Source organism: Thermodesulfovibrio hydrogeniphilus (genome assembly GCF_054657355.1).
In genome coordinates, this window is the sequence record NZ_BAAHYW010000001.1 from 822,710 (window position 1) to 848,223 (window position 25,514).

The window sequence follows — 25,514 nt, forward strand, 5'->3', positions numbered from 1 at the left end:
TAAGGCAATTATTTATAATCATCAAATTTTTCGCACCTTTCATTTTGGCAAATGATTACGCCATCTATATCCTTTTTAAGCACAATGGCAAAAGGATAAATATCATATAGAGCTTCTTCAAAGTAGTCCCTTGTCTCTATTTTTCTTATTCCTATGGAGTATGCAAAGAGACTCCTGAGGGAAGAACCCGTAAATATAGGATTTGATTCAATGTATGGAACAAGCTCATTAAGCATTTTAATTGATAAATCCATATAAGATTTATCAGCAGTAAGATTGTAAAAACAAATAAGCAAATAAGGAAGCACTCCGTTTGAAGACTGGGCTGGATTGTCAAAAACTACTTTGCTTCTTAGTCTAAGATAGCCTTGCTCTTTTCCTTCAGCAGTATCGTATAAAAGCCCGCCATTGTCTGAGAATAATTCTAATGCCTTTTTAACAAGATTTAAAGATTCCGTCAAATACTCCTCATTTGCTGTAACCTGATATAACTCAAAAAGTCCCTTTGCAAAAAAGACATAATCATCTGCAAATCCTTCAACATCCTGACTGTGAAGAAGCTTTCCATTGCGATAATTTTCTTTAAAAATTCTCCTTACAGCCCTTTCAGCCATAGCTATTAATTCTGGATTCTTTAGAAGTCTGCCTGAGATGGCAAGACTTTCAATCATCATTCCATTTAAATCAGTGTATATTGTATTGTCAATATAGGGAGTTTCTCTTTGTTCTCTATATTTAAGCATTTTTGCTTTTGCTGAATTTATGATTTCTTTAACTGCTTGAGAGGACATTTTCTCAATTTCTGCTATCTCCTCGGGAGTTTTTGCAATATAGAGCACATTTTTTGAATTATGAAAGTTTCCATGCTTTGAAACTCCAAAATATTGAGAGATTATTCTGAATTCATTGGAAGTCAGTATTTTTTCAATATCTTCGTAAGTAAAAGTATAATAGCCACCCTCATCAAGCTCTCCAATATCTGCATCCTGCGATGAAAAAAATCCTACATCAGGAGAACTTCCATAATCTCTGTAGTATCTTACTATTCCATTTACTACTTCTAAATAAAGCTCTTTTTTGAACATTCTCCATGCCTTTGCATATAGCTTAAGCAAAAGGGCATTGTCATATAGCATTTTCTCAAAGTGAGGGATTAACCATTTATCATCAGTTGAGTATCGGAAAAATCCACCAAGAAGATGGTCATAAACTCCACCCATTGCCATTTTATCAAGGGTTTTAATAATTAATTGATTAATAATTTCCATAGGTTTTATGATATTGAAGTCAAGGAGAAATTCAAGGGTTGGAGCAAAGTAAAATTTTGGATTTTTTCCAAAACCTCCATTTTGTAAATCTATGCTTGATAAAATTTGTTTAACTTTTTCATTAATAAATTCTATGGATGGTAGTTCAGTGGACTCTTGCTTTTTTTGTATTTCCATTAATTTTGTAACCTCTTCAGCTGCGCCTTCTATTTTGTCCCTTCCGCTACGGTAAACATCAATAACCCTTTGAAGGAGCTCTAAAAAGCTTGGTTTGCCATATCTTGGCTCTGGAGGAAAATATGTCCCTCCGAAGAATGCATGACCTTCAGGAGTCAAAAATACTGTTAGTGGCCATCCGCCTGTTCCTGCAAGTATGTGCACTGCTTCTTGATATCTTCTGTCTATATCAGGTCTTTCATCTCTGTCAACTTTGATTGGAATGAAATTTTGATTGATAAATTCAGCTATTTTATGATTTCTATAGCATTCGTGAGCCATGACATGACACCAATGACACCACACTGCACCAATTGAAAGAAGAATTGGTTTATCCTCAAGCTTTGCTTTTTTGAAAGCCTCATCTGACCAGTCATGCCAATCAACAAGGTCTTGAGAGGCTTTCCTTAGATAAGGGCTTTTTGAATTTTTTAACCTTTCGCCCATGTTTAATTATATCAAAATAATCTTTTTTAATTCTTTGAAATTTTTATAAATCAGTGTTATCATAACGAATAAGATTTGATAGGAGCAAAGAAAATGAAAGGAGAGAGATTTTCAAAGAAAATTAGTTTTTTAAGAACAGGTTGGTGGATAGTTCATTTAATTGGAATATCCGTTGTTTACACTTTAGGGCATCTTTTGGGTAGGTTGGGATGATTCAGCATTTCATGAGATATAAATTAGGATGGTGGATTCTTCATATAATTGCAGTTTCTCTTACTTTCTATCTCGGATACTCGGTGAGATTTTAGGAAAGAGGCGAAAATTATGAAAAAAATTATACTTATTGTCTCTCTGATTTTTCTTGCTTTTTTGGGACTTATCAGACATTACGAAATTCATCCATTTTTGATTCTCAGTGATAACGAAGGGAGATATCAATTTGACTTCACCAATTTTTTAGCCACATTTTTGTCTTTTCTTGACTTGACTCTTGTATCTTTGCTTTTCTGTTTCAGAAAAACTACAGTATATGGCTATGTTTTAAATGGAATGATTGTAATTTATGGCACAGTTTTAATGATTCATTACAGCATAGCACAAATAGAAATCAGCACAATTGCCTTTTTGGACATAATAAAATACTCCACTCTTCCATACATTGCATTAGCATGGCTTGACTTCTTTTTGGGAAAAGCCCTTTTTAATACCTACATGCGCAGTGGTAAAAAATAAATTCATTTACCGTAGTTTTCAGAGAGATATTTAATTATAGTTTCAGCCTCTGCATCATTAATGTTGGCATTCTTCTTTGACTGCATTCTTTTAACAGTTCTTCTCCACTCATCTGCTGTTTTTTTCTGTGACTTAGGTCTGTCAATGCTGTGGCATTTACTGCACTTTGACTCAAAAACCTGCACAGGCTTTAAATCCTGAGCACATGCAAAGGATGTAAATGAAGATAGTGCAAAAAATGTTGTTAATACTCCAGCTAATGTTTTCTTCATGGCTTCCTCCTCTTTTTTTAGCATTATAATATCACAACATAAAAATAAAAGCAATAAAGGATTGATAATCAATGAAAGACTCTCATTTTTCAACTGGCATGGACATTTACTGTCTTTGAATATAAAGTGCAATACAATGCTTTTATCCCGAAGATGATTTTATTGTTTCTTTTTAATGCCTATCTGAGTGTGTTAAAATTTAGATATTATCAATCAATATAGGAGAGACTTGATGGGAAAAGGGAAGGTTTTTCTTGTTGGTGCAGGACCTGGTGATGCAGGACTTATTACTTTAAAAGGCGTCAGAGCAATTCAACAGGCTGACTGCATTGTGTATGATTTTCATATAAATCCAAGACTTCTCACCTATTCCAAAGAAGGAGCAGAGTTTGTTTATGCTGGAAAAAGAGGCGGACATCATGAAATGACGCAGGATGAGATAAATAGGGTGATTGTTGAGAAGGCTAAGGAAGGCAAGGTTGTCTGCAGACTAAAAGGCGGAGACCCTTTTGTATTTGGCAGAGGTGGCGAGGAGGTTGAGGTTTTGTATGAAGAGGGAATAGATTTTGAGATTATTCCTGGAATAACTTCTCCAATAGCTGTTCCTGCCTATGCTGGAATTCCAGTTACTCATAGAAGAATAGCATCTGCCTTTACTGTAATCACAGGGAACGAGGATTTATCAAAACAAGAGAGAATTTTTACTCACATAAGGGCATCAAATGCTGCAGAAACGCTAATTTTTTTGATGTGTGTGCGAAATTTAGATTCTATCACAAACAAACTTATAGATGAAGGACTTAAAAAAGATACTCCAGCTGCAATAATCCGCTGGGGAACCAGACCTGAGCAAAAGGTTGTTACAGGAACAATTGCTGAGATTGCTTCATTGGCAAAGGAGCATAAAATTACTCCACCAGCAATTCTTGTAATTGGAGATGTTGTGTCTTTGCGCGAAAAGATTAGATGGTATGAGAAAAAGCCTCTTTTTGGACATAGAGTTCTCATAACAAGAAGATTGACTTTTGAATATCTTAAGCTTGAAGACCTCGGAGCTGAGCTGTTTGTGTTTCCTACCATAGATTTTCTTCCTCCCGATGATCTTACGGATTTGGATAAAGCAATTGAAAAGATAAATGATTATTTTGCAATCGTTTTCCCATCACCACGGGCTGTGAAATTCTTTTTTGAAAGATTTCTTTATCATGACAATGATATAAGGGATTTAAGGGGAATTAAAATTTGTGCTATAGGTCCAGAAACTTCAAATACCCTTAAAAATTATGGTATAAAGGCAGATTTAGTTGCTGAAGAATTCAGTGCAAAAGGACTTTTTGAATCCTTCAAATCAAAGTTTAATAATCACGAGTCAATATCCACCACACATCAATCACTGAAAATTCTATATCCCCGTTCAGATATCGCTTTGAAAGGTTTTATTGAGGATGCCCAAAAAATTGGCATTGCAGTTGATGCTCCAATTACTTACAGGACTGTTAAGCCTACTGAGCATGGAAAAAGGCTAAAAAGATTTCTTAGGGAAGGCAGGATTACTGTTGCAACATTTACATCTCCTTCAAGCTTTAATAATTTGATTGAAATACTTCAGGATGATGCCACTGCTCTGCTAAAAGAGGTAGCTATTGCAGCAATAGGAAAAACCACTGCGAAGGCAATAGAGAAGGCTGGATACAAAGTTTCCATAATTCCAGAAAAATCAACAATAAAGGACATGGTGGAGGCAATAATTAAATGGGCGCAGCAGAAATAGTAATAGTCGGAGGAGGAATCTCAGGTCTTTCCCTCGCTTATTTTTTACTTAAAAAAAATCCGAAAGCTGATATAAGAATAATTGAGGCAGAAAAAAGAGTAGGAGGCAAAATTATTACAGAGAATGCATCTGAATTTCTATGCGAAGGAGGGGTAAATGGCTTTCTTCCAACCAAACCCTCAACATTGAATCTTGCAAAGGAGCTAAATTTAACGCCTGTAAAAGGAAGCGAAAGCTCAAAGGTCAGATATATTCTTATAGACGGTAAACTAACCAGAGTACCAGACAATCCAGTTAAGTTTTTCCTCTCCCCGCTTCTTTCCATTAAGGGAAGAATGAGAATGATTAGGGAATATTTTATACCGCCCATAAAAGATGATATTGACGAGACAGTTGAATCCTTCGTATCAAGAAGGGTTGGCAGGGAGTTTTACGAAAAACTCATTGATGCAATGTCAACAGGAATATATGCTGGAGACCCCTCGCGCATGAGTATGAAAAGCTGTTTTCCGAAGGTTTACTGGCTTGAGAAAAAATATGGAGGACTAATAAAAGGCTTGCTCGCACTTAAAAAAGAAAGGAGCAAAGTGCAGGCTCAGCCTGATACGACCTTGATGTCTTTTAAAAGCGGAATGAGTGAGTTGATTCATACTCTTGAGTCTGTTTTGTCCTCAAAAATTATAAGGAGCAAAGTAGTAGTGGGCTTGTCAAAAAACAGCAACTTCTATACTGTGCACTTGGAAAATGGTGAAACATTTGAGGCTAAAAAAGTTATTCTTGCATGTCCTGCCTATGTTTCAGCGAATATACTGAAGGATTTAAACAAGGAGCTTTCAGAGATTTTAAATAGCATACCCTATCCACCCCTTAGCGTAGTTGCCTTAGGTTTTAAAAAAGAGCAGATAGGATTTGGAACAAATCTTTATGGCTTTCTCATTCCCTACAGAGAGAAAAGAAAAATTCTTGGAACACTTTTTGACTCAAGCATCTTTCCAAATAGAGCTCCAGAAGGGTATGTATTATTAAGAAGCATGATAGGAGGAAGGAGAGCTCCAGAACTCGCTATGTTACCCGATGATAAACTTGTTGATACAGCGATTTCTGAATTAAGCAATCTATTAATGATTAAAGGCTCGCCTGAATTTATAAAGATTTTCAGATGGGAAAAGGCTATCCCCCAGTATGAACTTGGGCATGAGGAAAAACTTCTTCGCATTGAGGAGATTCTCAAGAGTTTTCAGGGGTTATATTTGACTGGAAATGCATACAGAGGCGTAAGTGTAAATGACTGCATTGAAAACTCCTTGAGACTTGCTGAAAAACTTAATTCGTAGTGTTTGAGATTTTCCTATATATTTTATCAGGCTTTTTTCTTAGAATAATTTTTGCGATTTTTGGAGCTTCAGTAGAGAAAGTTGATTATTTTCGTGACAGAATAAATTCCTTTGTTTTTTACTATATTATTCCATTTGTATGTTTGAAGACTACCTATACAATGCCTTTCAGTACAAGCCATCTAAAAATTGCTTTTGTGGCAAACCTTACTATATTGAGCTGTGTTTTTCTTGCTTGGTTTATTTATAGAAAAATTTATACCAAAGAGATTAAATCAGAAGTTTTAGGAGCCTTAATTGTATGCTCTTCTTTTGGAAATGTGCTTTACATAGGTTTGCCTATTTTGACAAAGCTATATGGAACAGAGGGGATGGGTTATGCTTTTACATATGATTTTTTTGGAAGTACTCCACTTACATGGACAGTAGCAGTTGCTGTTTGTATGAAGTATGGAAAGGCAAAGAGCATAAGGATTTGGGATTCCTTTAAGACAGTTCTAAAAATTCCACCAATATGGGGACTTCTGGCAGGCTTTTTATTAAGGGAATTTAATTTCCCCATGCCAATGGAACTAATTAATACAGTCGGAATTATTTCAGGTTATATTATCGCTTTAATGCTCGCTATTGTAGGATTTTCAATCAAAATTGTCACGCCTGAGAGAATTGTTTTACTTTTGCCTGCAATTATAATAAAAGTCATAGTTTCGGCAATGTTGGCTTTAATTTGCGGTAAAATGTTCGGATTATCAGGTGTACCTCTTAATGTTTGCATGATTGAGGCAGCAATGCCTTCAATGCTTCTTAGTATGATTTTTGCAACAGCCTTTGGGATTGATATGAGAACATCTATTGAAATGATTTTTCTTACAACAATATTTTCATTGTTAATCGTCGGATTTTTTGTTTAAAGAGTAAGGAGAATTCGCATCTGAGCCTTCAATCCTCCTTACTCTTAATATTTATTTAATTTGCTGACTGCTGAAGATATAGGTTAACTTTCTTTGTTAATCTTGAAATTTTTCTTGAGGCTGTGTTTTTGTGAATTATGCCCTTTGATGCTGCTTTTGTAATAATTTTTACTGCATCCTTCAGGAGATTTTGAATTGCGTCTTTCTCGTTTTTGGAAATCGCTTCTTCTACTTTTTTCACCTGTGTCTTAATCATTGTGATCCATGACTTATTTCTTATCCTTCTTTTTTCACTTTGCCTGATTCTTTTCAATACAGACTTGCTTCTTTTTTTAATCGTTGACCTTGTAGTTGCCAAGATTATGCCTCCTTAATAAAATAGTATTCAATTTTTAAAATTACCATAGTTTACACAAATGTTTCAATAGCTGTAAAATTATTTATGCTCAATTTTGGAATTTCGCCATGTCCTAATGACATTTTTATTTTCTATTCAATGCTTAACAACAGAATAAATCTTAGAAACTTTAGTTTTAACTTTATCATAGAGGATGTTGAAAGGCTTAATAATCTTTGCATGAAAGGAAAGCTTCCCATTTCAAAGGTTTCAGTTCACGCTTTTTATTATTTTCAAGATAAGTATGATTTTCTCAATTCAGGTGGTGCTATTTCTGAATTTGGACCAGTTGCTGTTACAAAGGATTTAGAAAAAATTAGCCAATTGCCAAAAATCAGAATAGCCCTTCCTGGAAAGCTTACTACTGCTTCGGCTCTTATGTGGTTTTATTGGAAAAAATTTTTTAGCAAAAAGCGATATTCTTTGCATTTCATAAGATATGACCAAATTTTTGACAAACTTTTGAACGATGAGGTTGATATAGGAGTGCTGATTCATGAGGGAAGATTTATTTATAAATCACTTGGTTTGAGTCTTATTGTTGATCTTGGTGAGTTTTGGAAAAAAGAGACAAATACTCCAATTCCGCTTGGATGTATTGTTATGAGAAAGCAGATGCCTTACAAAGAAGCATTGGAAAGAATGATAAGAGAAAGTATAAAATATTCAAAAAATAACATTGATGAAGTAATGCCCTTTATCAAAAAATACGCACAAGAGCTTGATGATAAGGTAATAATGTCTCACATTAAAACTTATGTTAATGATTTTTCATTTGATTTGGCAGAGCAAGGAAGAGCTTCTATAGACATTTTTTTGAAAAAAATTAAAGAGGTGGGAATATGGAGATAGAAATATTTACAAAAGAACCCAGAATTGCTTATTTTTCAATGGAAATTGGAATTAGACCAGAAATGCATACATACAGCGGTGGTCTTGGTATTTTAGCAGGAGATACTCTTAAATCTGCTGCAGACCTAAGAATTCCGATGGTAGGTGTAACACTGATTCATAGAATGGGATATTTCAAGCAAGAACTTGACCCTTTTGGCAGGCAGATTGAGCATCCAGACCCGTGGGACATTGAAAAATATCTGAAAAAACTTGATTTCAAGGTTTCTGTCACAATAGAAGGAAAGCCTTTGTTTATTACTGCTTGGCTTTATGTTATTGAAAGCACAACAGGTGGAAAAGTGCCAGTAATCTTTTTAGATACTGATATACCAGAAAATCCTCAAGAATACAGACCCCTTACTCATTGGTTATATGGAGGAGATTTAGAGTATCGTTTAAAGCAAGAGATTATCTTGGGAATTGGTGGAGTAAGAATGCTTGAAGCCATTGGCTTTGAGATTAAGAAATATCATATGAATGAGGGACATTCAAGTCTGCTTACTCTTGAATTGCTAAATAAATTTAAAAGACCTATTGAGGAAGTTTGGGCAGAAGAACTTGTATGGAATGTAGAAAAAGTAAGGGAGCTTTGCGTATTTACAACTCATACGCCTGTTGAGGCAGGACATGACAGATTTCCCTATGAACTTGTTAAAAAGATTCTTGGTGAACCAGTTCCTATGTGGTTAATTAAAAAGCTTGCAGGCGATGGAATGCTTAATATGACGCTTCTTGGCTTTAATTTAAGTGAATATATAAATGGAGTATCCAAAAAACATGAAGAAGTCTCAGAAAAAATGTTTCCCGGTTATGAAATACATGCTATCACCAATGGAGTTCATTCATTTACATGGGTTTGCGAGCCATTTAAAAACCTTTTCAATAAATACCTTCCTGGCTGGGCAAATGAGCCTGAAATGTTTGTAAGGGTATGGAAAATTCCTCCTGAGGAAGTATGGGATGCTCATATGATAGCAAAGAGATCTTTAATTGACTATGTTAACAGAGTTACTGGTGCAAATCTTAATTACGATACATTTACAATTGGGTTTGCAAGAAGGGCAACGCCTTATAAAAGAGCAGATTTGCTCATATCTGACCCTGAAAGGCTTGCAATAATAGGAGAAGGACGAATACAAGTTATTTATGCTGGAAAAGCTCATCCACGAGATGAGGGTGGTAAAAAGTTAATCCAGCAGATATTTGAGGTTAAGGAGAGGCTTAAAGATAGGGTAAAGATAGTTTTCCTGCCAAATTATAATATGGAAGTTGCTATGAAGCTTGTCTCTGGTGTTGATATATGGCTTAATACACCTCTGAAGCCATATGAAGCATCGGGCACTTCAGGCATGAAAGCAGCCCATAATGGTGTTCCAAATTTTAGTGTTCTTGATGGATGGTGGATAGAAGGATGGATAGAAGGATATACAGGATGGGCAATAGGAACAATGGAGGAGACCTCTGATCCTAAAAGGGATGCGGAAGATTTATATTTTAAGCTTTCAAATGAGATATTACCTATGTTTTATGATAAAAGAGATATCTGGATTAAGGTTATGAAAAATGCAATTGCCTTGAATGCTTATTATTTCAATACACACAGAATGGTTAGATTTTATGTGACAGAAGCCTACATAAGATAGCTTTTTCATGCTCAAGGAGCCATTTTTTAGCATTGACTCCTAAAGAGAAGCCTCCGATAGAGCCATCGGATTTTATTACCCGATGGCATGGAATTATGAGAGGATATGGATTTCTTTTTAGCGCCTGTCCTACCGCCCTTGCTGATGTATTTAACTTTTCTGCTAAAAACTTGTATGTAACTGTTGAGCCGTAGGGAATTTGTCTTACGAGATTTAAAACTTTTTTGTCAAACTCTGAAATAATGTCAAGGGTTAAAGGATATTCAATGTTTTTTGTCTTGCCTAAGAAGTAATCGTCAAGAGATTTTATTATCGGATAGGATGTATTAATTTCAGCGATATTCTTTGTATTTTGGGCTTTTTCAATTTTTAAAAGGATAAGATTATCGTCAAACCAGAGAAAAAGCTTTCCGATCGGAGAGTTATATTGAATAATTTTCATACAGACATTATAATATCAATCATGGAACCATTGGAAATAATCATAAAATTTTATGACCCAAAATCAAAGGCATATCAAATTCTTGTAAACCATTCAAAGGCAGTTGCAGAGAAAGCTCTTAGGATAGCTGAAAAATTTGAGGTTGACAAAAATTTTATCTATGAAGCTGCAATGCTTCATGACATTGGAATTTTTATGACAAATACACCAAAGCTTGACTGTCATGGAAGTTATCCCTACATTGCTCATGGATATTTGGGAAGACAGCTTCTTGAAGGAGAAGGACTTGTCCTACATGCATTAGTATGTGAAAGGCACACAGGTGTAGGAATAACTAAGGAAGAAATAATAAAAAACAACCTTCCCCTGCCTCAAAGGGACATGCTTCCAGTAAGTTTGGAAGAAAAAATCATTGCCTATGCGGATAAATTTTTTTCTAAGGAAGCAGATGGTTCTGTAAAAGTTAGAAGCGTTGACGAGATTTTAAAAGACCTTTCAAGATACGGGGAGGAGAAAGTAAAAACATTCAAAGAATGGATGGAAATTTTTGAAGGGACTGCCCTATGAGGCAGCCCCTGAAAGCTGTGCAAAATTTATCTCCTTAAGTGCTTCTATAAGTCTTGCCTTAACCTTAAACCATACAGGATGAACAGGACAAAATTTAGAAAGTCCGCATGTTTTCTTGCTTGTTACGCATCTGTTAAGTGCTATTTCTTTTTCCATAGCAACTATAACATCATAAAGAGTAATCTCATGAGGAAGTTTTAAAAGCTTAATCCCTCCTGATACTCCTCTTTTAATCTGCAGTAAACCCGCTTTTTCAAGTTTTTTCAAAATCTTTCTCAGAAAACTCATAGGAATTTGCATCTCCTTAGCTATTTCCTCTGCTATGGCTGTAGCATTTTCCTTTGCCTTCTTAGAAAGATAAAGCACAGCTCTAATTGCATAGTCTGTTTCCCTTGTAATCTGCAGTCCCTTAATAGCCTTCCTCCTTTTTAAGTTCTTCTTCTGTTATTTTATACATAAAAGTCTTGTATGCCCATGCTTGATAGAAAAGAACAATTGGAACAAAAAGTATTACCACTATTGTCATTATCTTAAGAGTGTATGGGCTTGAGGAAGAGTTAAAAATTGTAAGACTGTACTTTGGGTCAATAGATGAGGGAATTAGATTTGGATAAAGTCCAATAACTCCACTGAATACAAGGGTAATTATGAAAAGAGCTGATGTGACAAAAGCTTTGCCCCTTCTGTTTTTCATGATGAAGAATCCGGTTGATAGAAGACATAAAACAGCCAGTGCCAAAACTATGAACCAAATTGGATATTTTATAAAATTGTCATAGAGATTTGTATAAACTGCAGTAAGGATTAAGAATAGCACTGCACAGACAGCCTGAAGATACCAGAAAGTCTTTGCATTTTTTACAGCCCTTTCAGCCAAAGAATTAGGTACTCTTATTGATATCCAAAGTCCACCATGCACAATGAATGTGAACAGGAAAAGAAGTCCTACAACAAGCCCATATGGATTGAGAAGTTTAAAGAGTGTTCCATAATAGCCTGAGTCATCAAATGGAAGTCCCATAAAAATGTTTCCGAATGCAACTCCGAAAAGAAGAGCAGGAACAAAGCTTCCAACAAATATTCCAAAATCCCAAAGTTTTTTCTGACCCTCAGTCAAAGCCTTTGGTCTGAATTCAACTGCAACACCTCTCAGAATTAGTGCGAAGAGAATTATAAGAAGCGGAGTGTAAAGATAGCTGAACATATAAGCGTAAGTAGTTGGAAAAGCAGCAAATGTTGCACCACCTGCAGTTATAAGCCATACTTCATTTCCATTCCATACAGGACCTATTGCATGGATTACAGCCTTTTTGTCCATCTCATTTTTTGAGATAAATGGATATAGAATACCAGCACCAAAATCAAATCCGTCAAGGGCAAAGAAAACTGCCCATAAAAGTCCCCATAAAATAAACCATATTATTTGAAACTCCATTCTTACACCTCCTTTGGCTCAGGTCCTTTTCTTGCAAACTTTGCAAGAAGGTATATGTCAATGATACCTAATGCACCATAAAAAAGAGTAAATCCGATAAATGATGCAAGAACCTGCCCTGTGGTTACTGATTTTGAAACTGCATCTGCTGTTTTAAGCAATCCATACACAATCCAGGGTTGTCTGCCAACTTCAGCAACAATCCATCCAAGCTGACCTGCAATGTATGGAAGAGGAATTGACCACAAAAGAAGCCTAAGAAGAGTTTTTTGATTTTCAATTGTTTTCATCTTTATTAATGCCCACAGAGACAGAATTATGAACAAAAACCCAAGTCCAACCATGAGCCTAAAGCTTATGAAAGTTAAAGTTACAGGAGGTCTTTCAGATGGTGGAAATTCCTTAAGCCCTTTTATCTCCTCTTTGCCTGCGAGAATACTCAAGAAAGAGGGAATTCCTATAGCTTCAACTGAATTTCTCTCATTAGCAGGGTCTGGTACAAGAAGGAGATACATCGGTGCGTTTTTTGTAGTTTCCCACAAAGACTCCATTGCTGCAAGTTTAGTTGGCTGAGTATGGGCAACTTCTTTTGCATGAAAATCACCAATGCCTGCAACCAAAATAGAGCTAACAAAAGCGAATACAGCACCTATTTTTGCAGATTTTTTGAAAAATTCTGTTTCATTGGCTTTTAGCAGATGATATGCAGAGATGCCAAGAACAAAGAATCCTGCTACAACCCAGCCTGAAAGAACTGTGTGGAAAAACTTATAAATTGCGTAGGGATTTGTGACAACTGCCCAGAAGTCAACCATTTCAGCCCTTCCAGCATTAATAACATATCCGACAGGATTTTGCATCCAACCGTTTGCAATGAGAATCCAGAGTGCGGAAAGATTTGTTGCCAATGCAACAAGCCATATAGATAGAGCATGAAGCTTAGGAGAAATTCTGTTCCAACCAAAAATCCAAACTCCAAGAAATGTTGACTCAAGGAAAAATGCAAGCGTTGCCTCAATTGCAAGGGGAGAGCCAAAAATATCACCAACATACCTTGAATATTCAGCCCAGTTCATACCAAACTGAAACTCCATTGTGATACCGGTTACAACGCCTAAGGCAAAGTTAATCACAAAAAGCTTTCCCCAAAACTTAGCCATTCTCAGATAATCAGCATCCCCAGTTCTAACATACTTTGTTTCCATCCATGCAATCAAAACAGAAAGCCCAAGAGTTAAAGGAACAAAGATAAAGTGAAAGGCTGCAGTTACTGCAAACTGAAGCCTACTTAAAAATAAAGCATCCATACCTCCCTCCAGAATTTTTTGTTTTAGACTAATTTTATCCACTTTTAAAATTTCTGTCAAGCCCTTAGAATACCCCGAAAAATAGCGATAGAAATCCAATAATTGGTATAACCATTTGAAAATTAAGTATTTTTTTCTGTCATTGCGAGCACCCAAAGGATGCGAAGCAATCTCTACTTTGTTTTTCAATAAAGCCTTATTAGAGACTGCTTCGCTCCAGGTTGCCACGCTATCGCTTGCAACAGGGGGCTCGCAGTGACGAGTGTCTATCTCTATTTTTCGGAATACCAAAAATGATGATAGAAATCCAAAAAATTACAAAAACCTTTTAAAAATAGACATTTTTAACTCTCATTGCGAGGTGTTGTCTTTTTTCGGTCATTGCGAGGGCACGAAGTGCCCGAAGCAATCTCGTCTTTATTTTTAAATAAAGCCTTTTTCAGAGATTGCTTCACCTGCCTGTCGGCAGGCTCGCAATGACCCCTTCCTTCGTCATTGCGAGGTGCGATAGCGACGAAGCAATCTCAGAAATTGATACGCTATCGCTCGCAATAGGGAGCTTGCATTAACGCTTGTATATCTCTTTTTTGAAATACATTTTTTAAAATACCAAACTTGAGGCGATTTTATAGACAAGATTTGTTAGCCTGCAATTATTAAGCATGACAGCAAGTAAGATGTAACAATCTCTCTTTTTCATCGCAAGGCTGCTGCAAGGCAGGCTTGCAATCCCTTTTCTTTATGTCTCATCCTTTCATTGCGAGCATTGCGTAGTAATCCCGTTACTTATTGAAAAAGAAAGACGAGATTGCTTACATGGCTCTCAATGAAAAGCACTGAGAAATCGCTTCGCTTCAGAGCCTGTCTCGAGTCGGAGGCGTGGCGAGTTCGTTATGACGAGTAAAGGGGCACCCTTACAATGCAACTTTTTTGGTCATCACGAGACTTGCATCAGTAAGCCGAAGTGATCTTTTCATTGAAAATAAAAAGAAAAGGCGAGATTGCTTCGCTTTGCTCGAAATGACGGGAATGGAATACCTTGCAATGATCCAATGTAATTGCAAATTTAGTTGAAAAAAGTGTCAGAGGCACAAAGGAACAATTCAAATATCTACAGCTGACAAGAGGGAACATAAAAAAAGAGAGGCATTTGCCTCCCATGAAAAATAGCCTTTCCTTATTTTCCCCAAAGTATAAATCCGCTAAAATTCAAGACTTGACCTTTGGATTTTCTGCTACTTGATGATGGTCATTATTTGACAACAAGGGAAATTATAATACCAATCAAAGAGCCTATAGAGCTTACAAGAGAAGCAAGGATGAAATAGAACAACTTGTCTATTCTTTTATTTGTTTCCTCTATTCTTGCGGTTAGAGTATCGTTTAGACTATTTATTCTTGCCGTTAGAGTATCGTTTAGGCTATTTATTCTTGCGGTTAGAGTATCGTTTAGGCTATCTATTCTTTTATTTGTCTCAAAAAGCCTTTGTTCAAGAAGTAAAAATTTACCCTCTATATGGATAAACATCTCTTTAACATCGCGCAAGCCTGTGGTGTGCTCTTCTACCTTGCCTTCGAGATATGCTACTCTTTCCTCAAGGGTTGCAGGCATCTTGTTTCCTCCTTAAATGCTGATAATACAATAGCAAATTTCAGACAAATTTTAAAACAAAAGGGAGGCAATCGCCTCCCCTGAGATTATAAATTTTTAAAATTTAATCCAAACCTCTAAATAACCTGAAGTTGGATAGTACGCACCACTACAACCTGTACCACCATATCTTGCCATTGAACCAGTAGTACACATTCCATCATCTATTGCTCTATCAATTGCCTCAGCAGCTGTTGCTTCTAAGTTTCTTAAGGTTACCCACAGCCCACTCTGTGTAACACCTCCAACAGTGTATGTACCTGTAAACATATCTATAGGACCACCAAATGCATGTTTGGGCAATAAAACTGCTGGAGTAGTTGCTGTTGGATCTCCGCTTATTATTCCTGCATATCTTAAATGTCTCCACAGATAGCAAGATTCATCACCAGTACCATCACAATAACCACCATCGACTAATCCATTGCCATTACCATTGGGAGCACCAGCCCATCTTGATAAAGCATTTGGATCATCACCGGGATAATATCCATATTTGTCATAATAAGTATAAAATGCTGCTGCAACTTCTTTAATTTGACTTTGAACTCTTTTAACTTTTGCATTATAAATCAACTCCTGTCCCTTAAGCACTGCTCCCAAGATGATTCCGATGATGACGAGCACGATGGCAAGCTCTACAAGTGTGAAACCCTTCTGAGACCTAAAAACTTTCATAGCTGACCTCCTTTTTAGTTTTTTGTTTTTTTTCTAAATTGAGCGATTTTTCATACAACCTTTGTTAATTCCGTCATTGCGAGATTGCTTCGCTACGCTCGCAATGACAATTGTAAATCGCTCCATTTAGTTTTTTGTTTTAATTTAAGCAATATTTATACTCTTTAAGGAGGTCGGTTGCGCCACTCGGAACACCGTAGCCACCATGGCGCCCATTTTGACAGCTACGGCATCCTTCCTCCATCAATCAATATGTCAAATTTTAAACACTTTCTATGACAATTGTCAATAATTTTATGTTATTGTGGTTACTATATTAAAATGTCATCTGTTTTTACTAAATTGAAATGTCACATATATGTTAACCTCCTTCTTTTAGGCAAGCAATCTAAAGGAAGGAGGTTTTATGGAGAAAAAAATACATTTTTACGGAGGAAGAATTGAAGAGGTTTGAAGTAATGAATCAAGTCTTATCAGGCTTTTTAACCCTTAAACAAGCTCAGGAGATATTAGGGTTGAGTTACAGACAGGTTTTAAGGCTAAAGGAGAGGTTCAAGTTTCAGGGTTTTGAGGGGCTTTTAAGGAAAATACCTGAGCCACCCACAGCCCTAAAGATTGACTCTTCCGTCAAGGATGAGATCATAAGCTTGAGAAAGTCTTTGTACTGGGATTTCAACATACTTCACTTTAAGGATAAACTTAAGGATGTTCATGACATTAACTTAAGCTATGAAAGTATAAGAAAGATATTGATACAGGAAGGGTTACATGAACCTAAGAAGAAAAGAAAAGTATACCGAAGGAGAAGGAGGATGCCTAAGGCAGGAATGCTTGTGCAGATGGATTCATCTCAACATAGGTGGATTGAAGGTATTGGGCAGCAATGGTGGCTTGTAGCAATGATAGATGATGCAGATGGATTTGTGTATGCTGAATTTCATCCATCTGAGACAGTATGGGCAAATATGTCAGTAATAAGAGCATATATAGAGCAAAGAGGTGTCTTTATGGCTTTATACACTGATAAAGCCTCTCACTTTAGGATAACAAGGCATGGAGGACTTCACTATCATGTTGAAGTACAACATAAAGAAACCCAGATTGCAAGAGCATTAAATGAATTGGGGATTAAACTAATCAATGCAAATACTCCGCAGGCAAAAGGAAGAGTTGAACGTAAGTTTAGATTTTTTCAGGACAGGCTTATTAAGGAGATGAGATTAAGTGGTATAAGGGATTATGATGAGGCTAACAAGTTTCTCAAAGAGGAATTTCTTACATGGAGTAACAGTAGATACACTCTTTCTGTAGAGAGTCTTTATATGCCTGTGGCTACAGAAAAAGACCTTGACCTTGTCTTTTCAATAAAACATCCAAGAAAAGTGAACAAAGACAACACATTAAGATACTGTGGAGGAGTTTATCAGATACTTCGTGTAAAGGGAATTAAGAGCCTTGCAGGCAAATGGGTAGATGTTTGTGAACTTAGAGACGGTAGAATGGAGATATTATGGGAAGGCAAACGTATAGGATATTCAGAAATAAAAGGATTAGATAAGACAGAAAAAGAGAGACTTAAAGAGAAAGAAGAGATTTTAAATCTCAGGACTTATATAGAGGAACAGAGAGAGCAGAAGGAAAAGAAGAAATATAAACCTGCAGCTAATCACCCTTGGAGGAGAAGCTTAAAATAAAATGTGACATTTTAATGTAGTAATAAAGTGTGACTTGGCTTTAGTAATAACAATAATTTTATGTTATAATTCATACAAATGCCTAAAAGAGCTTTTATAAGCTTTGAGTTAGATTCGGCAAAAATACTTATTGGTGACAAATACTATGAGGCTTTGCCCGATGAAATCTTCAGAATTCTTAAAGCAAATAAAGTCAAAGAGATTGATGTATCTGTATTTATAGAGAATATAAGTCTGTTCAATTTTTCCCTTCCAATTAAAATTCCTCCCAAAAAACAAAAGGACAGAAGATTTTTAAGTGCAATGGTGAAAAATGAGATAAAAAAAAGATTTCAGGACTTTCAGGATTTCTCCTTTACATACGAAGTGGAAATTACAGAGACAGGAACTCAGTTTTTCTGCACAATTTTTAATCACAAGGATATTTACAAAATCATTGATTATTTCATTCCTACAGGATGCATTATAAGAGCTTTATATCCGTCAATTGAAATTTTGACAAAAGTTGCCGATGAGATTGAGAAAAAAGCTAATAATTTTGTTCTTCTATTTTTTGAAGGAAATAAGAGGCACTATTTAATTGCAAAAAACAGACAAGTCATTTTTTACAGAGCAGTTGAAGGTGAATCTTCCAATATAACAGATGAAGACATTGCACAGATTAATATGACCAATGCTTATGCTATTCAGAATCTAAGAATTCAGCCAGAAGTTGTCTTTATTTTAGGTACAAAAGAAACTCGCCTTGAGGGGCTCAACCTTGATTATCAATTTTTAGAGATTAAGGGCGTAGAGTCAGATTATCTTATTCCCTTTTTGTTAAAGAAATTTGAAAAGGATTTGAAAATCAAAAATATTCTACCTGAAGACTACAAAAAATCTTACAGTAAATTGAAATTTCTCACCAGAGCAGCAATGCTACTTTCTGGTTTTTTGACCTCAGGGCTTGTTTTTCTTGGATTTCTTATTACAGCTACGATTGATGAAAAAGCTGATATAGATTATAAATCAAAGGAGATACAGATGCTTTATAAGCAAAATGATAGACTTGTCAATGAATATATGAGCCTCTACAATCAACTAAAACCGTATGTTGAACTTATAAATAAAAAGTATTCAATTCCTGATTCAAGGCATTTACTTGCCTATTCCTCTGTATTCTCTGATAAAAAAAATATTGAAATTAAAAAAATTGAATGCAAAATAGAAGCTAATCCTATTTTAAAAATTACAGGCTTTGTGAATGTGGAAAATTTGACTGATAGGGAAAGGATATTTGATGAAATAAAGACAGAAATAATTAAAGAGTTATCAATTTTAAAAGAGTCGTGGGATGTTAAAAAAGGTGAGTTTACATTGGAAATTGGAAAAAAATGAGAGCATATGAGGATAAAATAAGAAGGCTTCTCTTAATTGTTTTATTTGTTTTTTCCCTCACAATGCTTGTTTTATCAATAAATATTTATGCTTATCGCTATCATAAAGCAGTTGAACAGGAAAGCAGCAATCTTGAAAAAAAAGAAAGGCTTCTAAAAAGATTTAGTATTGCCTTTAGCGAAATGAAAAAATTATCGCAGGAAATAAAGGTATCGGAAAATCCAAAAATTGAAATACTTGAGCTTATTGAGAAACTTCAGCGGATATATAAAAATGCGAAAATAGAGTTTAATCCCGAAAGATCAGATACATTGGAAAGCTATACAATTAAAATTCAAAGTCAGACTATAAATTTTCAGGAATTTTTAGATATTTTAGAAAAGCTGGAAAATACACAAACTCCTGTGGTGATTATAAAGAGTTATAAAATCAAAAAGGATAAGGAGATGCTTTTATATGAAGTAGACTTTACCGCTTCATTACCAAAACAGAGTTTGATAAAACATTAAGGGGTTGATGGGTGGATAGAGGGCGATTCATTGCGCACAGTGCGAAGCCACTGCGTGGCAATCTCAGAGATTGCTTCGCTTTGCTCGCAATGACGCAAGGAGTGCACTCGCAATGACGACAAAGGGGAATACCTCGTAATGACGAGATGGGGGCGAGAAAAATGAAGAAAGATAGATTAAAAACAATAGCCATAGCAGTAGCGATAATTTCTCTGTCTTTTCCAATTATTGCATTAAAATTAAAAGTCCCCGAATTAAAACAAAATGCTGTTTTAAATGTTCCAGTTGAGGAACTGGTGTTAAAAAAACGAGAACCTGTAAAGTATGATATAAAAAATCCATTTTTAGTTGAGACTAAAAAATTGAGCTCTCCAATTTATGGAGAAATCACTCCCGAAATGATAAAATTAGTTTATTCTGGCAAAGATAGATTTTTAATTGTCAATGACGAAATTGTAAGAGAGGGGCAATTGTTTTATAATTTTAAAGTTTTGAAAATTTATCCAGACAAGATAAAAATAAGGGACAATAAAGGAGCAGAGCGATGGATAAAATTGCCAGAGCATTATTAATTTTTGCTTTGATATTTGTTGCAAGTTGCAGTTACATGGATATAAAAAGGGAAGTTCAAATTCCGAAAATACCAGAGCCCGAAACGCCAAAGGAGCAAATAAAAATCTCAGAACCAGAATTTAAAATAGCTACAGAAGACATCTCTCCTTTAAGCAAAAAAACAATATCAATAAACGCAAGGGCAGTCCCATTGAGGGATGTTTTATTTGTAATATGCAAAGACGCTGGCTTAAACCTTGTTCTTGAAAAAGATGTAAATCCAGATACACCTGTAACCATTATTTTAAACAGAGTTAAACTTATTGATGCCTTAGATGCTATATTTTCCACCCTTGATTATTTCTACAAAATTGAAAAAAATCTTCTCATAGTAAAGGCTACTGACACTCGGATATTTAATCTTGGTTTTCTTCCCTTGTCGCAAGACTACAGCATTGATGTAGGAGGAGATATTCTTGGGGGAGTAACTGGTTCTTTAGCAAGCTCAGGAGGTACATCTGGTGGCACATCTGGAGGTACATCTACTCAACTTAAGGGAAACATAACAAAGTCTGAAAAGTCTGACTCAACTGCCTATAAATTCTGGGATGCAATTGAAAAGGCAATTCAATCAATATTAGGAAGCCAAACAGTTACTACTCCTACACAACAAACTTCAGCTCAACAGCCACAGATATCACCTATTCTCTCACAGCCAGCGAGAGAAAACTATGTAATAAATAGAATGACAGGCACAATCATGGTAACAGCAACAAAGAGAAATATGGAGAAGATTTCCCAATATATTGAAAAAGTAAAATCTACACTTGCAAGGCAAGTACTGATTGAAGCAAAGGTTATTGAAGTCACTCTTGGAGATAACTTCCAGTACGGAATTGATTGGACTGCAATGAGGCAGTGGGTAAGGGCAGGAATAAGCGGGGGTACTTCAAGATTTAGAGAAGTAATTCCTCAAAACTCTCCTTATACAGATTTAAGTTTTGAATATATTACATCTGGCACACAGGATTTCAGTATTTTAATTAGGGCTCTGTCAACTTTTGGTGAGCTTAGAACTCTTTCCAATCCAAGAGTTAGCATTATGAATGGGCAAACATCAATTCTTACAGTTGGAAGAAATATATCATTTATCTCAAAAGTGGAAACTACAACAACTACTGGTGATACTCCTACTATTTCTTATACAATTGAGACAAGTAATCTCCTCTCAGGAATAATGATCGGTATTGTTCCATACATTGATGAGAATGGAGAAATATTGCTTACTATAACACCTATAATTTCTAATTTATTAAAAATAGATGAAAAAACTTTTGGTAATCAAAACTATGTTATCCAGCTTCCTTGGGCTGATTTAAGGCAACTAAGCACAACTGTAAGGGTTAAAAATGGCGAGGTGGTTATAATTGGAGGGCTTATCAAAAAGGAAGAATCAATTGAAGACAGAAGGACTCCAATTCTTGGCGATATTCCTTTAATTGGTTACGCATTTCAGGGAAGGGATAAGCGGGAGACAAAAACAGAGCTTGTTATACTTATTCAGCCGAGGTTAATAAGATGAGACTTGGTGACCTTTTAGTTTCACAAAACATAATTACCCAAGAAGAGCTTTACATAGGACTCAATGTTCAAAAGTTAACGGGTGAGGCGATTGGTGAGTGCCTTGTCAGACTCGGATTTATAACCTATCAGGAACTGGCAGAAATACTTGCTATTCAGCAGAGATTTGAGTATGTGGACTTAAGGCTTTTTAACATTCCAGAAGCACTTATAAAGAAAGTTTCCAAAGACACCGTTTTGCGAGCCAGTTTTTTGCCCTTAAGGGAAGACGAAGAGTTTGTTTCCATTGCAATCATTGATCCAGCAAACTTATTTGCTATTGATACAGCGAAAAGCATTTTTAGGAAAAAAGTGAAAGCATATCTCACAGATAAAGAGGGATTCTATGACACAATTGAAAAAGCCTATTACTTTATTGAAAATCCAACAGATTTAACAGTGGAAACAGTCAATAAAAATGTTTTAAATACTGGAACAGTTCCAGCAGAATTCATTCCAACCCTTGTTGAGGCAATTTTGGCAGAGGGTATAAGAAGAGGTGCAACTGATATTCACATTATGATGACAAGTGGAGTTTTATCTGTTATGTACAGGGTTGATGGAATACTTCAGTATGGTTATGCACTGCATAGAGCATTGCATAGTCCAGTAGTGACAAGGATAAAAATTCTTTCAAAACTTGACATCGCGGAGCAAAGACTTCCTCAGGATGGCTCATTTGTCTATTCCATTTTTGGAAGAAACTTTGAAGTGAGAGTGTCAACCATTCCAACAATTGAAGGAGAGTCAGTTGTAATGAGAATTCTCTTTGGCGGCTCTCAGCTTACATATTCTTTGAGAAGGTTGGGTTTCACAGAAGAGCTTGTTGCTGTGCTCAAGGAACTTATAAGAAAACCACATGGCATTATCATAGTGGTTGGTCCAACAGGCTCTGGTAAAAGCACAACACTTTACGCGCTTTTAAGGGAAGTTCCAAGAATTAAAAGAGCTGTTGTAACAATTGAAGATCCAGTTGAGTACAGACTTAGTTTTGTAAAGCAAAGTCAGGTCAACGAGAGAATAAATTATGATTTTAAATTAGCCGGAAGAAACTTTATGAGACATGATCCTGATATCATACTTTTAGGAGAGATTAGGGACGAAGAAACTGCTCAAATTGCAATAAGAGCATCTATTACTGGACATCTTGTGCTGAGTACACTTCATACCAACGAAGCAGTAACAAGTATAGCAAGGCTTTTTGATCTCGGGATAGACAGGTTCATGCTCAGCACTTCTTTGCTTGGCGTGCTTAGTCAGAGACTGGTAAGAAAAATTTGTCCCTATTGTAAGGATAAAAGAGAGCCCAATGAGAGGGAGTTAAAAATATTCAAGCAACATGACATTGAGATAGGAGAGATAGCTTTCGGCAAAGGTTGTGCTCTTTGTAATTTTTCTGGCTATATTGGAAGAATGGCAGTTGGAGAGCTTTTGGTTGTTAATGATGAAATAAGGGATTTAATATATGCTCAGGCTTCAATAAGTGAACTTCAAATGGCTGCGATGAAAAATGGTATGATTCCGATAAAAATTGATGGATTGAAAAAGATAGCTCAAGGACTGACAACTTTAGAGGAGCTTGAAAGGATAGTCGGATGAGCTATTTTTTCTTCTACAGAGGGCTCACACCTGAGGGCAAAACAGTTAACGGATTTATTAAGGCGGACTCTGAGGCGGAGGCTATCCGAATTTTGACCATCAGGGAGCTGTATTTAACAAGCTTTATGAGAATTTCTTCTGCCTTCTCTCCAATATTGTTGCTTTTTACCAGAAAAACAAGAGCAAAGGATGAGGACCTTGTAGAAATAGCCTCAAATCTCTCAGTTATGATTAAAGCTGGACTTCCAATCACTGTTGCTCTTTCTGATATTGCTGAAAACTTACAAAAAAAGACACTTAAAAGTATAATCATAGATATCAAGGAAATGGTTGAAAAAGGAATGTCTTTGAGTGAGGCATTCGCAACTTACAAAGATGTTTTTCCTCCAATATTTTACAATCTTGTAAGAATTGGTGAGGAAACAGGTAGACTTGAAAAATCCTTTGAAGACATTGCAGAGCACTTTAAAAGAATTCTTGAGCTTAAAACTGCAATAAAGAGAGCTCTTATTTATCCAGCCTTTGCAACGACTTTTACTCTTCTGGCAATGATTTTCTGGATAATTTATGTCCTTCCAAAAGTGATTAATGCTATGAAAGATATGGGAGTAAAAATACCCTTTATTACAAGATTACTCGCAGACACAGGACAGCTTCTATTAAAATACTACTATCTAATCCCTGTGCTTATTTTATTGATTTTTTTTGCTTTTAAATTCTCAAAAAAGCATCCTCGTCTTAAAAGATTAAGGGATATCCTCAGTTTTAAATTGCCAATCATTAAAAACATTTCATATAACAGAGCAGTTGCAATTTTTTGCGAACAAATGAGAATTCTTTTTGGAGCAGGAGTACCTATTGACCAAACATTGGATAGAACAAAGGAAGCAGTGGGAAATATCTTGATGGCAGAGGCTATTGAAAGAAGCAAAGAAAGAATTGTTTTAGGTGAGGGTATAGCTAATTCTTTTAGAAAAGAGCCAATTTTTCCACCTATGGTCATTAGAATGATTGATGTTGGAGAAACCGCTGGTAATCTTGAAGAGCAGTTAAACTTCTTGTCGCAATACTACATTTCAAGAATGCAGGAGTTTGCAACAAGACTTGGAAAAGTAATTGAGCCTGTTATGATTGCAGTGTTGGGACTGTTTTTTGCATTAGTTATGATTAGCTTGTTTATACCTCTTTATGACCTGATATCAAAGCTTGGGCAAATGTAGTTATGGAACATTTAGAATTTTTCAACCTTAAAAAGGATCCATTTAGCATAAATCCAGAACCAGCACTTTTTTATCCAACAGAAATTCATCAAGAAGTCATTGATACTGTTAAATACATGCTTAGCTCATCTGAGTCAATGATGCTTGTAACTGGACAGCCCGGGATAGGTAAAACGCTTCTTGTAAAAAAGATTCTTGAACATTTACTGGAAAAAGAAGCAAATGTTCATCCAATTTTAATTTTCAATCCCGCCATATCACCAACAGAACTTCTGGATGTAATAATGAAAGATTTAAAAATTGACAAACCATTAAGTACAAAGGTAGAGATTTATGAATATATTAAGCAGACTCTTTGTGAGAATCAAGAAAATAAATTAGCTACACTTTTAATCATTGATGAGGCTCAGGACTTACCTGAGGATACTTTAAATGAAATTAAACATCTTTCAAATCTTGAAGAAAACGGAGAAAAACTTTTGAAAATTCTTATGCTTGCACAACCCTTTTTTTTGAATATTTTAAAAACCGAGAAAAATTCGCAAATAAATCAAAGAATTACATTAAGAGTTAATTTGCAACCCCTTACAAAGGATGAAATGAGAGATTTCATTTATTTCAAACTCAGAAAAGCAGGAAACAGCTCAATCAATTTTGAAAAGGGAGCATTAAAACTTATTTACAAAAAATCAAAAGGAATTCCAAGAGTTGCCAATCTTATATGTTCAAGGGCATTAATGGTTGCATACTTAAAAAACTCTCAAACAATAAAAAAATCCTTCGTAAAAGACGCCCTTAAAAACATTAATTTATAAAAAGTGCATATCTTTCTATAGATTGTTTCGACAGCCCTCTGATCTGCCTCGCAATAATGAGAAAGGCGTCCTTGCGGACTTAATGATCATTGCGAGCGAAGCCATGCGATATCTCTTTTCATGAGTTTGCAAACCTGCCCGATGGAAGGCTTGCTATGGTAGG

Annotated in this window: 24 protein-coding genes; 15 read left to right on the top strand and 9 right to left on the bottom strand. The window is 35.7% G+C overall.

What is annotated here, in order from left to right; all coding sequences use genetic code 11:
- Positions 1 to 8 precede the first annotated feature (8 nt).
- Complete coding sequence (locus tag ACYQ3P_RS04160; RefSeq protein WP_460176685.1) at positions 9 to 1,931, bottom strand: thioredoxin domain-containing protein; 1,923 nt, start codon at positions 1,929 to 1,931, stop codon at positions 9 to 11.
- Positions 1,932 to 2,255: 324 nt separating this feature from the next.
- Here ACYQ3P_RS04160 and ACYQ3P_RS04165 point away from each other — a divergent pair, with 324 nt between their 5' ends.
- Positions 2,256 to 2,663 (top strand): hypothetical protein, encoded by a 408-nt coding sequence (locus ACYQ3P_RS04165; protein ID WP_460176686.1) that lies wholly within the window; start codon positions 2,256 to 2,258, stop codon positions 2,661 to 2,663.
- Positions 2,664 to 2,665: 2 nt separating this feature from the next.
- Here ACYQ3P_RS04165 and ACYQ3P_RS04170 read toward each other — a convergent pair whose 3' ends face one another.
- The gene (locus tag ACYQ3P_RS04170) at positions 2,666 to 2,935 is read right to left on the bottom strand and encodes a hypothetical protein (RefSeq protein WP_460176687.1); all 270 of its coding nucleotides are present in this window, start codon (positions 2,933 to 2,935) and stop codon (positions 2,666 to 2,668) included.
- Positions 2,936 to 3,167: 232 nt separating this feature from the next.
- Between ACYQ3P_RS04170 and cobA the strand changes: the two genes are divergently transcribed.
- Genes cobA through ACYQ3P_RS04185 form a run of 3 tightly spaced genes read left to right on the top strand, consistent with a single transcriptional unit; the run spans position 3,168 to position 6,951 of the window.
- Positions 3,168 to 4,706, top strand: a complete 1,539-nt coding sequence (cobA, locus tag ACYQ3P_RS04175; RefSeq protein WP_460176688.1) for a uroporphyrinogen-III C-methyltransferase — start codon at positions 3,168 to 3,170, stop codon at positions 4,704 to 4,706.
- Positions 4,688 to 6,040: a protoporphyrinogen oxidase gene (gene hemG / locus ACYQ3P_RS04180; RefSeq protein ID WP_460176689.1), complete on the top strand. Its 1,353-nt coding sequence runs from the start codon at positions 4,688 to 4,690 to the stop codon at positions 6,038 to 6,040. The genes cobA and hemG overlap by 19 nt, the downstream gene beginning before the upstream one ends.
- On the top strand, positions 6,040 to 6,951 hold the full coding sequence (locus tag ACYQ3P_RS04185; protein ID WP_460176690.1) for an AEC family transporter: 912 nt from the start codon (positions 6,040 to 6,042) through the stop codon (positions 6,949 to 6,951). The genes hemG and ACYQ3P_RS04185 overlap by 1 nt, the downstream gene beginning before the upstream one ends.
- Before the next feature lie 55 nt (positions 6,952 to 7,006).
- Here ACYQ3P_RS04185 and rpsT read toward each other — a convergent pair whose 3' ends face one another.
- Complete coding sequence (gene rpsT / locus ACYQ3P_RS04190; protein WP_460176691.1) at positions 7,007 to 7,309, bottom strand: 30S ribosomal protein S20; 303 nt, start codon at positions 7,307 to 7,309, stop codon at positions 7,007 to 7,009.
- An 84-nt stretch (positions 7,310 to 7,393) separates the two neighbouring features.
- Here rpsT and ACYQ3P_RS04195 point away from each other — a divergent pair, with 84 nt between their 5' ends.
- Together ACYQ3P_RS04195 and glgP are read left to right on the top strand one after the other, a co-directional pair.
- Positions 7,394 to 8,200, top strand: coding sequence for a 1,4-dihydroxy-6-naphtoate synthase (locus tag ACYQ3P_RS04195; RefSeq protein WP_460176692.1), 807 nt, complete (start codon positions 7,394 to 7,396; stop codon positions 8,198 to 8,200).
- Complete coding sequence (glgP, locus tag ACYQ3P_RS04200) at positions 8,191 to 9,885, top strand: alpha-glucan family phosphorylase (RefSeq protein WP_460176693.1); 1,695 nt, start codon at positions 8,191 to 8,193, stop codon at positions 9,883 to 9,885. The genes ACYQ3P_RS04195 and glgP overlap by 10 nt, the downstream gene beginning before the upstream one ends.
- On the opposite strand, the gene ACYQ3P_RS04205 is transcribed toward glgP, so the two are convergent.
- A complete protein-coding gene (locus ACYQ3P_RS04205; RefSeq protein WP_460176694.1) occupies positions 9,851 to 10,327 on the bottom strand; it encodes a methylated-DNA--[protein]-cysteine S-methyltransferase in 477 nt (158 codons plus the stop codon). The genes glgP and ACYQ3P_RS04205 overlap by 35 nt on opposite strands.
- 21 nt (positions 10,328 to 10,348) lie before the next feature.
- On the opposite strand from ACYQ3P_RS04205, the gene ACYQ3P_RS04210 reads away from it, so the two are divergent.
- Positions 10,349 to 10,894 (top strand): HD domain-containing protein, encoded by a 546-nt coding sequence (locus ACYQ3P_RS04210; RefSeq protein WP_460176695.1) that lies wholly within the window; start codon positions 10,349 to 10,351, stop codon positions 10,892 to 10,894.
- Here ACYQ3P_RS04210 and ACYQ3P_RS04215 read toward each other — a convergent pair.
- The 5 genes from ACYQ3P_RS04215 to ACYQ3P_RS04235 all read right to left on the bottom strand — a co-directional run bounded on the left by ACYQ3P_RS04215 (position 10,889) and on the right by ACYQ3P_RS04235 (position 15,965).
- A complete protein-coding gene (locus tag ACYQ3P_RS04215) occupies positions 10,889 to 11,308 on the bottom strand; it encodes an RrF2 family transcriptional regulator (protein WP_460178045.1) in 420 nt (139 codons plus the stop codon). The genes ACYQ3P_RS04210 and ACYQ3P_RS04215 overlap by 6 nt on opposite strands.
- Entirely contained in the window at positions 11,304 to 12,329 is a 1,026-nt protein-coding gene (gene cydB / locus ACYQ3P_RS04220; protein ID WP_460176696.1) for a cytochrome d ubiquinol oxidase subunit II, read from the bottom strand. Before cydB ends, ACYQ3P_RS04215 begins: the two co-directional genes overlap by 5 nt.
- Before the next feature lie 2 nt (positions 12,330 to 12,331).
- The gene (locus ACYQ3P_RS04225) at positions 12,332 to 13,636 is read right to left on the bottom strand and encodes a cytochrome ubiquinol oxidase subunit I (RefSeq protein ID WP_460178046.1); all 1,305 of its coding nucleotides are present in this window, start codon (positions 13,634 to 13,636) and stop codon (positions 12,332 to 12,334) included.
- Between the two features lie 1,252 nt (positions 13,637 to 14,888).
- The gene (locus ACYQ3P_RS04230; RefSeq protein ID WP_460176697.1) at positions 14,889 to 15,248 is read right to left on the bottom strand and encodes a hypothetical protein; all 360 of its coding nucleotides are present in this window, start codon (positions 15,246 to 15,248) and stop codon (positions 14,889 to 14,891) included.
- Between the two features lie 96 nt (positions 15,249 to 15,344).
- Complete coding sequence (locus tag ACYQ3P_RS04235) at positions 15,345 to 15,965, bottom strand: prepilin-type N-terminal cleavage/methylation domain-containing protein (protein WP_460176698.1); 621 nt, start codon at positions 15,963 to 15,965, stop codon at positions 15,345 to 15,347.
- 440 nt (positions 15,966 to 16,405) lie between these two features.
- Between ACYQ3P_RS04235 and ACYQ3P_RS04240 the strand changes: the two genes are divergently transcribed.
- From ACYQ3P_RS04240 to ACYQ3P_RS04275, 8 genes are all read left to right on the top strand, one after another.
- Positions 16,406 to 17,659, top strand: coding sequence for an ISNCY family transposase (locus ACYQ3P_RS04240; protein WP_460176699.1), 1,254 nt, complete (start codon positions 16,406 to 16,408; stop codon positions 17,657 to 17,659).
- Between the two features lie 78 nt (positions 17,660 to 17,737).
- Positions 17,738 to 19,036 (top strand): hypothetical protein, encoded by a 1,299-nt coding sequence (locus ACYQ3P_RS04245; RefSeq protein ID WP_460176700.1) that lies wholly within the window; start codon positions 17,738 to 17,740, stop codon positions 19,034 to 19,036.
- Positions 19,033 to 19,545 carry a hypothetical protein gene (locus ACYQ3P_RS04250; protein ID WP_460176701.1) on the top strand — a complete coding sequence of 171 codons (513 nt, stop codon included), beginning with the start codon at positions 19,033 to 19,035 and terminating at the stop codon, positions 19,543 to 19,545. The genes ACYQ3P_RS04245 and ACYQ3P_RS04250 overlap by 4 nt, the downstream gene beginning before the upstream one ends.
- 161 nt (positions 19,546 to 19,706) lie before the next feature.
- On the top strand, positions 19,707 to 20,117 hold the full coding sequence (locus tag ACYQ3P_RS04255; RefSeq protein ID WP_460176702.1) for a hypothetical protein: 411 nt from the start codon (positions 19,707 to 19,709) through the stop codon (positions 20,115 to 20,117).
- On the top strand, positions 20,090 to 21,679 hold the full coding sequence (mshL, locus tag ACYQ3P_RS04260) for a pilus (MSHA type) biogenesis protein MshL (RefSeq protein WP_460176703.1): 1,590 nt from the start codon (positions 20,090 to 20,092) through the stop codon (positions 21,677 to 21,679). Before ACYQ3P_RS04255 ends, mshL begins: the two co-directional genes overlap by 28 nt.
- Complete coding sequence (locus ACYQ3P_RS04265) at positions 21,676 to 23,316, top strand: GspE/PulE family protein (RefSeq protein ID WP_460176704.1); 1,641 nt, start codon at positions 21,676 to 21,678, stop codon at positions 23,314 to 23,316. Before mshL ends, ACYQ3P_RS04265 begins: the two co-directional genes overlap by 4 nt.
- Positions 23,313 to 24,536, top strand: coding sequence for a type II secretion system F family protein (locus ACYQ3P_RS04270; protein WP_460176705.1), 1,224 nt, complete (start codon positions 23,313 to 23,315; stop codon positions 24,534 to 24,536). Before ACYQ3P_RS04265 ends, ACYQ3P_RS04270 begins: the two co-directional genes overlap by 4 nt.
- Before the next feature lie 2 nt (positions 24,537 to 24,538).
- Positions 24,539 to 25,351, top strand: a complete 813-nt coding sequence (locus ACYQ3P_RS04275) for an ExeA family protein (RefSeq protein ID WP_460176706.1) — start codon at positions 24,539 to 24,541, stop codon at positions 25,349 to 25,351.
- The last annotated feature ends 163 nt before the right edge of the window (positions 25,352 to 25,514 follow it).

Coding starts and splice junctions, on each gene's coding strand:
- ACYQ3P_RS04270 (WP_460176705.1), top strand. CDS start 23,313: ATGAGCTATTTTTTCTTCTACAGAGGGCTCACACCTGAGGGCAAAACA.
- cobA (WP_460176688.1), top strand. CDS start 3,168: ATGGGAAAAGGGAAGGTTTTTCTTGTTGGTGCAGGACCTGGTGATGCA.
- ACYQ3P_RS04245 (WP_460176700.1), top strand. CDS start 17,738: ATGCCTAAAAGAGCTTTTATAAGCTTTGAGTTAGATTCGGCAAAAATA.
- ACYQ3P_RS04265 (WP_460176704.1), top strand. CDS start 21,676: ATGAGACTTGGTGACCTTTTAGTTTCACAAAACATAATTACCCAAGAA.
- hemG (WP_460176689.1), top strand. CDS start 4,688: ATGGGCGCAGCAGAAATAGTAATAGTCGGAGGAGGAATCTCAGGTCTT.
- ACYQ3P_RS04235 (WP_460176698.1), bottom strand. CDS start 15,965: ATGAAAGTTTTTAGGTCTCAGAAGGGTTTCACACTTGTAGAGCTTGCC.
- ACYQ3P_RS04205 (WP_460176694.1), bottom strand. CDS start 10,327: ATGAAAATTATTCAATATAACTCTCCGATCGGAAAGCTTTTTCTCTGG.
- ACYQ3P_RS04225 (WP_460178046.1), bottom strand. CDS start 13,636: ATGGATGCTTTATTTTTAAGTAGGCTTCAGTTTGCAGTAACTGCAGCC.
- ACYQ3P_RS04255 (WP_460176702.1), top strand. CDS start 19,707: ATGAAGAAAGATAGATTAAAAACAATAGCCATAGCAGTAGCGATAATT.
- glgP (WP_460176693.1), top strand. CDS start 8,191: ATGGAGATAGAAATATTTACAAAAGAACCCAGAATTGCTTATTTTTCA.
- ACYQ3P_RS04160 (WP_460176685.1), bottom strand. CDS start 1,931: ATGGGCGAAAGGTTAAAAAATTCAAAAAGCCCTTATCTAAGGAAAGCC.
- ACYQ3P_RS04170 (WP_460176687.1), bottom strand. CDS start 2,935: ATGAAGAAAACATTAGCTGGAGTATTAACAACATTTTTTGCACTATCT.
- ACYQ3P_RS04210 (WP_460176695.1), top strand. CDS start 10,349: ATGGAACCATTGGAAATAATCATAAAATTTTATGACCCAAAATCAAAG.
- mshL (WP_460176703.1), top strand. CDS start 20,090: ATGGATAAAATTGCCAGAGCATTATTAATTTTTGCTTTGATATTTGTT.
- cydB (WP_460176696.1), bottom strand. CDS start 12,329: ATGGAGTTTCAAATAATATGGTTTATTTTATGGGGACTTTTATGGGCA.
- ACYQ3P_RS04275 (WP_460176706.1), top strand. CDS start 24,539: ATGGAACATTTAGAATTTTTCAACCTTAAAAAGGATCCATTTAGCATA.
- ACYQ3P_RS04195 (WP_460176692.1), top strand. CDS start 7,394: ATGCTCAATTTTGGAATTTCGCCATGTCCTAATGACATTTTTATTTTC.
- ACYQ3P_RS04165 (WP_460176686.1), top strand. CDS start 2,256: ATGAAAAAAATTATACTTATTGTCTCTCTGATTTTTCTTGCTTTTTTG.
- ACYQ3P_RS04250 (WP_460176701.1), top strand. CDS start 19,033: ATGAGAGCATATGAGGATAAAATAAGAAGGCTTCTCTTAATTGTTTTA.
- ACYQ3P_RS04230 (WP_460176697.1), bottom strand. CDS start 15,248: ATGCCTGCAACCCTTGAGGAAAGAGTAGCATATCTCGAAGGCAAGGTA.